This window comes from Rheinheimera sp., from assembly GCF_020217005.1.
In the GTDB taxonomy this organism is placed as follows: Bacteria; Pseudomonadota; Gammaproteobacteria; order Enterobacterales; family Alteromonadaceae; genus Pararheinheimera.
In genome coordinates this window covers 1-10000 of record NZ_JAIWOI010000053.1, presented here as the reverse complement: position 1 = coordinate 10000, position 10000 = coordinate 1, and the positions used below count along the sequence as shown (strand labels likewise).

Here is a 10000-nt window from a genome sequence, read left to right as displayed (position 1 = left end):
TGGAAAGTTTTAACATCAAATTTGTCTCCCAAGGCCTGCTCAGCGTAAGTCCGAAGCTCACGGATCTTCAGCTGCCCCGTCTTATAGGATAAAGCCTGACCTGGCATCACCATGTATCGTTCGACTTCTGCGACAACGTCAGACTCCGCCATGGTGGAATTTTCCAGCATGTACTGAATTGCCTGCTCCCGACTCCAGCCTTTAGCGTGCAGACCCGTATCCACCACTAAACGCATAGCACGGAACAACTCAGCGCTTAACATGCCATAGTACTGATAGGGATCGCTAAAAAAGCCAAGCTCTTTTCCAAGACTCTCTGCGTACAATGCCCAGCCTTCGGCAAAAACAGTGTAAAAGGTTTGACTGCGTATGCGGGGTAAAGCTTTCACCTCATTTTGCAGGCTCAACTGCAAATGATGGCCAGGTACGGCTTCGTGGATAGATAAAGTTTCTACACCATATTTAGGCTGCCCACGCAGATTATAGGTATTGGCAAAAAACACCGCAGGGCGTGAACCATCCGCAGCCGCAGGAATATAAGAAGCTCCGGGTGCCGATTTTGCCTGAGATTCAGGATAAGGCTGCACTATGTAATCTGCTTTTGGCAATACAGCAAAAGACTTGCCGACCTGTTGAGCCATACGGTTTTTGACTTGCTCATAGGCCTGAATAATCTCTTCAGCTGAAGAAAAATAAAACTGAGGGTCCTCCTTTATAAATTTAAAAAATTGTTTTAAATCACCTTTAAAACCAACTTGTTGCTTCACTTTTTCGATTTCACCATGAATGCGGTTCACTTCACTTAAGCCAGTCTCATGCAGTTGCCCTGCGGTCAGCGGCATAGTGGTATTGACCTCTATCATCATTTCGTACCAGGCTTTGCCATTGGGTAAAGCGCTTAAGCCATAAGATTCTCTGGCTGCAGGCAAATATTCGTTTTCAACAAATTCACTGGCTTTTTTAAATACCGGTGTTAAACGCTTAGCAATAAAATCGCTGTATTCTTTGGTCAGGCGTTGCTTTTCTGCAGCACTTAGCTTATCGCCTGCCGTCTGCAAAGGCAGCATCAGCGTACTGTTCAGCGGATCATCAACAATCTGCGCTTTTAATTGTGGCAACATGGAGAGCACCACAGCTTTAGGTTGTACTACACCTTGCGTGATGCCTAATTTCATATTTTCTATGGCTTGTTCCATCCATAGTACAAAAGCTTCTGAACGCAACAGGAAATTGTCAAAATCTTTTGCATTATTAAAAGGCTGTGCGCTTTTACCTGAGGCTAATTGCATAAATACATTGTGTGGACTGAACACAAACTGGTTTAGTGGTAATAGCTCAAACGGAAATTGGCTTAATCTGGCATTTTGCTCCAGCATGTTACTGAAAATGTCATAGGTGTAGCTGTCCTGGCCTTTCAGTTGTGTTTTGTCTATGTGCAACAGCGCCTGTTTATATCGCAGATCTATTGCTTTTCCCTGGGCAATAAATTCTTTAGACAACCAGTTTGGCCAGCTATGGTTAAACCTGTTGTCTCCTCTGTACATCGCATTGATTGGATTACGGGGTTCCTGTTCATCGATATAGGCTTCTGTCAGAGCAATAAGTTTGCTACTCATGCCTTCAGCTTTAGCCATGATCTGCTGCAAATCATTAACCTTAGCCGTACTTTCTGTGCTCGCAGCCTGAGTTGAGAATTGCGTCAATGCGGCGGCAAGCGCCAATGTCAGTAGTTTGTATTTCATATCTATACCCTGGTTGTGTTGACCAGGTTAAGGTAAAACGCTCTGCTCCTGCTGGTTGTATCAAAATGTCAGAAATCATTTCTGTCGGAAAAAACCTGAGGTTGACAGAGCCTGCTGCTAAAGCTCTGCAGCAGAGTCTGGGATAAGCGGGTGTTTTTTAGGGTTACGCAAAATTACAAATTTCTGCGTCAGAAAAAATAGCTTGTGAAATCAGCTGTACTGCGGCCAATATCACAAGCCTTTGTTTTACACCATTACAACTCTTGTTCAAACAGGCGGAAAATGCGTTTGTATTCATCCAGCCAACTGCTTGGCTGACGGAAGCCATGCGGCTCAACCGGATAGATAGCAGTTTCAAAATTGGCATTCTCATGCTCAATCAACCGCTGTACGACCCGCACTGTATCCTGGAAAAATACGTTGTCATCAACCATAGGAGCATTAATCAACAACTTAGCTTTTAAGCCTTGTGTAAAGTAAATAGGCGAGCTGCGACGATAGGCTATTGGATCTACATCTGGCGTATTCAGAATATTAGAAGTGTAGCCATGATTATAATAGGCCCAATCTCCGACAGGACGCAGCGCCGCCCCGGCTTTAAATAAGTCAGGCTCGGTGAACAGCGCCATAAAGGTCATAAATCCACCGTAAGACCCGCCATAAGTACCTATACGCTGTTGGTCCACATGAGCATTGGCAACCAGGTATTTGACACCGTCAACCAGATCCTGAATTTCAGGAGTGCCCATTTGACGGTAAATCGCGGTCCGCCAGTCACGACCGTAGCCTTTAGATGCTCGGTAATCCATATCCATCACCACATAGCCTCGCTGGATCAATAGGTTATGGAACAGATATTCGCGAAAATAGCCAGACCAGCCTAAGTCGCTGTTTTGCAGATAACCAGCTCCATGATTAAAAATAACAGCCCGGCGTTTTTCACCTTGCTGGTAATCTTTTGGCAAATAGAGTTTGGCAAATACCGGTTGTTTGCCATGGCTGGATGGTACGGCTACCACTTGTGGAGCTGCCAGATTTAACGCCGCCAATTCAGCTGATATGGTATGAGTCAGACGGCTGACTTTAGCTTTAGGTTTATTCTCCATCATGTACAACTCAGGTGGAGTCACAGAGTTAGACCAGGTAAGCAGCAGCTTGCTTTCATCCGGCGATAACTGATAATCAGCAGAACCTTTTAGCGCTGTCATTTGCTCTAATTGGCCGGAATTTAAATTGACGCGGTAAATTTCATAAATACCAGGGTGGCTGACATTGCCTTTAAAATACAGGTACTGATCATTTTTACTCAGATGTGGATTACTGACTTCAAAAGTACCGGCTGTCAGTTTTTTTGCGTTGCCGTTCAGGGATTTCAGATAAAGATGGGCATAACCTGACTCTTCTGACAGGTAATACAAAGTTTCTTTTTGGCTTAACCAACCAAAGTCATTGAAGCTATAGTTGATCCAGGCGTCATCATGCAATCTATGCTGATTTACCAAACGTTTTTTAGCAAAATCAACAGTTGCCAGCCAACGGTCTTTGTTGTCCCAGGCTTTGAGCATCACAGCCACTTGCGAACCGGACTGATGCCACTGAATAGCGGACTGATCCCAGCTCCAATCATTGATCAGTTCAATAGCACGAGGTGCTTTTTTCGACTGATAAGTTTTGCCTTGAGCTTTCGCATTTTCAGCTTTTACCGCCGCTAATACATCCTCATCAAAGCCTGGCAGGTCGTCGTATTTCAGCTGTGTCGCTTGCTGAGTTGTTAAATCCACTAAAAACAGCTGATGAGACGAAGGTTTCTGGTCAGCCACCCGACGACGAACTTCCTCCGCCGCTATATTACCTGATGCAGTTATATAGTTTGGCATGATGTCAGTTTTATCACGCCACTCGCCTTTATCCGCTAGCGCGACCAGCAACATATCGCCTTTAGGTGACAAACTGGCCGAAGCTATGCGTTTGCTTTTATCCAGATAGATTGCAGCAGGGGCAACAGCGTTATTGTGCTTTGCCAGTAACTGTTGTTGTTCAAATTGCTCTGTTTTATTTTTATGAGTCAGGGCAACAAAGCCAATCAGCTTGTGTTGTTCCTGCGCCATATAAGTGTCAGCAATCTCTGGTGCTGCAGGTTTATCGGCATTTTTTAAACGAACCAGTTCAGACACTGCGCCTGTGGTCAAATCCAGCACCTGATAAGTCCATCCAGAGCGAAATGCCAAACGACCATCCGCTAAAAACTGTACTTCCTCATACGAAGTTGAACTACGGGTAACCTGTGTTAATTTGCCCTGGTGTTTAACAAACACATTACCTTCAAACAAATAAGCTAAAGATTTGCCATCCTGACTGTACACTGTCTGAGCTGAGCCCATTAAATGCCAGTCGGCCATAGGGACAGCTGTGGCTATCTCGCCCTGGCCGGCTTTTATGCTGTACCAATCACGAATTTCAGAGCCTTGACGTTTTTGCTGGTAATACAACTGACTGTTGTTATCGGCCCAGTAGGCGCCTTCAGCCGGGCGCCCTAACCAATCCGGATGGGCCATTATCTGCTCCATGGTAAAAGCTGCATGAGCCGCATTTTCCGGAGCTTTCACACTGACAGGAGTTAACTGATAGGTTTGAGGTTCAGCAGCAATAGCAGAACCGATAAAACTTGCTGCGACAAAAGCCGCGACTAACCATGGTTTTGTTTTCATTGATATTCTTTTTTAGTGGTGGTTGTCAGCTCTTTATACAAAGAAATCAGCAAAAGACCAAGTGCAGCAGTTAACGCTTAGGTTTAATGGTGGCTGACAGGCGATAAGTGGGCACGAGAGGACAAAAACACAGCCTGTGAACCAGGTGCACAAGCTGTGTTTGTTCAGGATGTTACTGAAAGCGGAACCACCAGAATAAACCAGCAGCAATGAAGACAACTAATAGTAACAACACACTGCGCCATGGCCGCTTTTTCTCTGCATACGGATCGGCAAGACTGCGCTTGGCCCCCGCTGGCAGACGGGCTAACCCCGTTAAAGCAGCACCAAAAGGTACATTAATTTTCGCTCTGGTATTGACAGCCCAACCATTGGCGTCGAGCAGCGGCCCCAGATTTCTGCGACGTAAAGTCAAAAATGCCATCAGAATCGAAGGACCAGAAATCAGCAGTAATACAGCTGCTATAACCAAAGGAATTTGCCACCAAACTAATGCAAATAACCCAGCCATTACCGCTGCAAGAGAGGTACCTATGGCGCCAACAGCTAAACCTAACGCCGCAAAAATACCTGCAAATTTCGCTATATCAAAGCTGGCTGCAGTTGTTGTTGCTGCGCTCGGCGCGGCTTGTGTTGGTGTTGCGGCGACTGTCGCAACGCCTGTCGTGGTTTTGGCTTCGATATCTTTATCCCGGGACGCCGCAAACTTTTGCAACTGAGCCTCAATAAAGGCAGCAACTCTTTTGTAAGGTGACCAAAAGGCCTGACCAATACTGACAGGCTGAACTACAACTTTTGTCACCATAGCGCGCCAATCACGGCCTTGTCTGTCATAGAATACCCCATTACGACCGGGGACCATCAATTCGTCTACATCGCCACCTGTTAATGCAGCCACTATCTGCAGCGGTTTTTCGCCTTGCCGCTCACAGTTACAGTACACCAGATAACAGCCGCTGAAAGGTGCCATAGTAGCGTGGCGCGCCATATCCGACACTTTCAGTACCAGCTCACAACTACGCTGATCCAGATACAAGGTTCCGGCCTGAAAAATAGCTTTTTGCTTGCCTTGATAAAAATCACTTAACGACACAAAGTTACGTAACAAAGTAACCAAATCGCGCTGATATCGCACCAGTCGTTCCACTGCATCCAGATTATCTGCGAAGGTAGAGGCAGCAAAGTCCTGAGCGATCAGAGCCTCAAGCTGTTCTTTACCAGAAGCTGAGACTATAGCCTTTAAACGTTCAATCTCCAGTTGATGCACCCTGGTTTCAGGTTTTGCAGCCAGCCATAAGCGCCATGGTTGCAACAGTTCACAAATCTGCTGCCATTGCTCAGCTGTTACATGCCCTGCTTTATGCTTAGCTTTAGCACCGAGTAAAGGTTCAACCACCCGCTGTTTAAACTCTGTAATAGCCTGGCTCCAGGCTGGGTTGACACCTTCCCCAAGCGGTAGAGCTGCTCCCGCTGCAACAGCGGCTAAAGGTAAAGCGGCAACATCCATATCCGCATTACTGATAGCCTTATTACTTAATATCTCATACACAGCGACGGCAGGATTAAGAGCATCCGTAGCCCGATGATCAAAAGCAGCCAGTTGGCAACGGACAAAAAAATCATCGACTTTCGATTTGACAGCTTCAAAAGCGACTACAGCATCTGCCGTTTTATCCCCCAGAGGGGAAAATAATGGATCGTCAGAATGCGCTGCTGCATGCCATTCCACTACAGCCTGAGCCTCTTGATAAAAGGCGGTTAAGCTATCACTGTTTATGCCTTCAGCACCGCTACGGTCAGGCTGTCCACCCTGAGTCTGAATGATTTCTGTGATCAGTTGCACCAATTCTGCATCAGAAGCTAATTCCGCTGTTACTACACCGTCACCATTAAAATGATGTGGAGAAAACAACAACGTCATGTCAGTCAAATCTTCGACCTGCAGAGCATCTGCCTCCGTTTTACCTGTAATTTCAAGCACCCGACGTGCAGCGGTTTTGAGGTTAATGCTTTGAGCATCTTGTTCGTTGATCGCGGAAAGTGGCAAGCCCGGCGCCTTAAACATAATGTCTACATCATGTAGATGCTGACAAGCCCAACGTACTGCACACAGGATTTCAGGCACCCGGATTTGACCGTCACCATCTAAGTCCAATAAAGCAGCGGTACGGTTATCAAATTCAAGACCTGTGGTCGGACAATTCAACACAGTCCAGAGTTTAGGATCCAACTCGTCCAGATGTTGTAGGTCTGCGGCGGAATCTAGAGTGACCTGGTCAAATCCACCAGAGCGGAAAAAACGCCATTTATGTTGAGACTGAATAGTTGCCAAAGCTTGCTCTCCCTGAGGCATAAGTTTTACCTAGCATAATTCAGAGGCGCTGCAGATACAAAACCTTAACTACATAAAGTCTTTAAATAACAGAAAGGTTTGAGAGAAATAGAGACGACTATGAAATAACAGTAACTTTTCATGGACCTCAAATAACAAAAGCGTCGGGAGCAATTTTGAACATTGGAGCGCAGCGACGATGGCCCGGAAGGTGTTTTACAAGGATGTAAAACATAAAAAAGGCCACTTCATCAAGTGGCCAAAGCTTGCAGGAAAGAGAAAGGGTTCAGCTTGTAACCAGGCTGCTATCAGGCGGCAACTGCCGGCGCTAATTCAGCGATACGTTTTTTAGCTGCAGTTAAAGCTTTTTCTGCGCTTTCCGGCCCCATGTTTAGGCCTTCGGCGTAGATAAAGTTTAAATCTTTCAGGCCGACAAAATTAAGGAAGGCGCTGACAAAAGGAGTTTGTGAGTCCATCGCTGTACCTTGGTACAGACCACCACGAGTTGCGAAAATAAATACAGGCTTATCCTGTAACAAACCTACAGGGCCGGTTTCAGTGTACTTAAAGGTGATACCAGCACGGGCCAGGCGATCAAAGTAAGCCTTTAACTGACTTGGTACACCGAAATTGTACATTGGCACACCAATGACTACAGCATCAGCCTTTTGTATTTGCGCAATGGCATCGTCTGACAAAGCCGCCAGAGTTTTTTGTTCCTCTGTGCGGTCAGATTCCGGAGTCATCCAGGCGCCAATTTCGGTCATGGTTAAATGTGGGTAGCTGTCCTGAACCAGATCCAGGGTTTCGGTCGTAAAACCTGCTGGTAAAGACGCTAAGAATTCCTGGCTTAATTGAGTCGATTGACCTTTTTCGCCACTTAAAGAACTATTGATAACTAATACATGTGCCATGGTAATTTCTCCTGTCGGGTTAGTGTGGTTAGATTAACTTTTATTTTTTAGATAAAAAATCAGAATAAATCTAAGAAACCTTTCTATTTTTTGATTTAATCTAACATCATAAATGCAGCGTAAAACTATGCATCTAGCAAACGACAGAGATGGGAATGGAATAATGTTGGATCCAACATCAGTTCAAAGGCATGATGGCAAGAATTATCAAAGGGCCGGTATTCAAGGATCTATGTCAGTTCAACCACAAGACAATGCACAGTGGGAACAAGCTTTAACCTTTATTGCAGTAGATCGCGATAAACAAGCCTATTCGCAATTATTTAATTACTTTGCGCCTCGTTTGAAAGCCTTTGGCTTAAAAATGTTTGGGAACGAACAACAAGCGATGGAAATGGTGCAGGACACCATGTTAAATGTCTGGCAAAAGGCCAGATTATTTGATGCCAGTCGCGGTTGTGCTTCCACTTGGATCTTCACCATAGCGCGTAATGTCCGTTTTGATATGCTGCGAAAAAAACAAAGCCGTAAAGACGAATTAAGCGCTGACGATTTGTTTTTCGATGGTGATTATCCCGAACAGGAAGGCAGTGACAGCAACGAATGGGATTTATGGTTACTGGCAGAAAAAGTAGCGCCGCACTTTTCCAGACTGCCCCCTGCTCAGCGTGATGTTATGGAAAAAGTGTATTTAGAAGAAAAGTCGCACCAGGAAGTATCAGAAGAACTGTCCATCCCTCTGGGTACAGTCAAGTCCCGTATTCGTTTGGCTTTGGACAGATTAAGAGAGGCTATAGATGATCCACGCAGTTAAGTACCACCCCACGCTCGAATTGCTGGAGCAGTATATTGAAGCCAGTCTGGCTCCGGAATTAAGCCTGGCGGTAGCGGCTCATCTGGATTTATGCCCGCATTGCCAACGGATAAAAATGGATCTGGAAGCCGAAGCAGGCGCAGCCTTAATCAATTTGCCGGAAGCGGACAGTACAGAAACAGACTGGCAGCAAATGTTGAGCTTTATTACTGCGCAGCCTGAAGTCGCAGTAAAACTAGAGCAGCGCCAACCTTTTTCACTACAAATTCAGAATAGCGAAATCTTATTACCCGCTTCATTAAAGCCTTTGATGCAGAACAAACTAAAGTGGTTGAATCTGGGCGGTATCAGTACAGCAAAACTGGCTGGGGAAGATCAACACAATGTGTCATTGCTGTATATCCGCAAAGACAGCGAAGTGCCACAGCATACCCACTTAGGTTTAGAGATCACGCTAGTACTGAAAGGGAAAATATATGATGAATCCGGCTGTTACGGCGAAGGTGATTTACTAATCAATACCCCGGATCACACTCATACACCAAGAACCATGAGTGAAGATTGCTTATGTTTATCGGTATTAACAGCACCGCTGAAGTTTAAAAAGGGCTTAACCCGCCTGTTGAACCCGCTGCAGCACCTGTTTTACTGAACAAATATGCGACAGCCCACGACAAAGGGTCTTACCCAAAGTAGTTGGAGTTGCAGCGAGGCGACAAGAAACTGAAACCCCAGGAGCATAGTTTATCTATGTGACTGGGGTAAGAGCTCGAAGTCGACAAAGCTGCGGCTTCCAATACGAAGAGTAAAGTCAGGCTAATAGTGCTACCCCACCTTTTAGATTGAACACTAATTCAAAGCCAGCCCGGTTCAGCACTTTGGCAGCCAATAAACTACGATTTCCTGAACGACAAACCAGTAATACAGCTTGAGATGTCGAGCTTTGTTGTTCTGCAACTTGTTGCACCAGAGCAGATAAAGGCACTTCCCTGCAGACCAGACCTGGCAAATAGACTGATAGTGCACCTGCAGCTTGTTCATGGGGTTCCCGCACATCCCAAATCTGCAGGTTGGGATACCGCTGCATCAAAGCTTCAATCTGATCTTTATTGATCACTGCTGTTGCATCTGAAGCGCAGACTTCGACTACGCCGCAAAAATGTCCAGCCTGCTGCTGCAACCAGTCGGTCTGACGTTGCAGTTCGGTGAGCCACACTTCTGGTGTAGCTTCGGTATTCAGCACTTGCTGCAGCACCTGCTGTTCCTGCAACATTAAATCCCAGCGGGTGAAAAAACGCTGAGCATAGTCGTGACTGGATAACAGCAAAGTTTGTGGTGCAAGCTGTTGTTGTAAAGCTCTTAAACTTTGACGAAACGCCTCGCTGTCACCACCAGGTAAATCGAGACGCCCTGTGCCACCAGGTAAAATAAAATCACCGGTAAAAGCAAACTTTTGTGACTGATGCTGCTCAACCACTATAGTCACCGCC

General features: G+C 45.8%; 7 protein-coding genes. 2 read left to right on the top strand and 5 right to left on the bottom strand.

Features of this window, described 5'->3' with window-relative positions:
• From LDL40_RS02675 to LDL40_RS02660, 4 genes are all read right to left on the bottom strand, one after another.
• A partial coding sequence (locus LDL40_RS02675) for a DUF885 family protein (RefSeq protein ID WP_300993547.1) occupies positions 1-1742 on the bottom strand: 1742 nt, incomplete at its 3' end.
• A gap of 254 nt (positions 1743-1996) precedes the next feature.
• Positions 1997-4450: a prolyl oligopeptidase family serine peptidase gene (locus LDL40_RS02670; protein ID WP_300993545.1), complete on the bottom strand. Its 2454-nt coding sequence runs from the start codon at positions 4448-4450 to the stop codon at positions 1997-1999.
• A 172-nt stretch (positions 4451-4622) separates the two neighbouring features.
• On the bottom strand, positions 4623-6803 hold the full coding sequence (locus LDL40_RS02665) for a hypothetical protein (protein ID WP_300993543.1): 2181 nt from the start codon (positions 6801-6803) through the stop codon (positions 4623-4625).
• A 287-nt stretch (positions 6804-7090) separates the two neighbouring features.
• Positions 7091-7696: an FMN-dependent NADH-azoreductase gene (locus tag LDL40_RS02660; RefSeq protein ID WP_300993541.1), complete on the bottom strand. Its 606-nt coding sequence runs from the start codon at positions 7694-7696 to the stop codon at positions 7091-7093.
• A gap of 232 nt (positions 7697-7928) precedes the next feature.
• Between LDL40_RS02660 and LDL40_RS02655 the strand changes: the two genes are divergently transcribed.
• Positions 7929-8510 carry a sigma-70 family RNA polymerase sigma factor gene (locus tag LDL40_RS02655; protein WP_300993539.1) on the top strand — a complete coding sequence of 194 codons (582 nt, stop codon included), beginning with the start codon at positions 7929-7931 and terminating at the stop codon, positions 8508-8510.
• Positions 8494-9162 (top strand): ChrR family anti-sigma-E factor, encoded by a 669-nt coding sequence (locus LDL40_RS02650; RefSeq protein WP_300993537.1) that lies wholly within the window; start codon positions 8494-8496, stop codon positions 9160-9162. The genes LDL40_RS02655 and LDL40_RS02650 overlap by 17 nt, the downstream gene beginning before the upstream one ends.
• A 159-nt stretch (positions 9163-9321) precedes the next feature.
• Here the strand turns inward: LDL40_RS02650 and LDL40_RS02645 are convergent.
• The coding region (locus LDL40_RS02645) for a rhodanese-like domain-containing protein (protein WP_300993535.1) at positions 9322-10000 on the bottom strand (679 nt) is incomplete at its 5' end.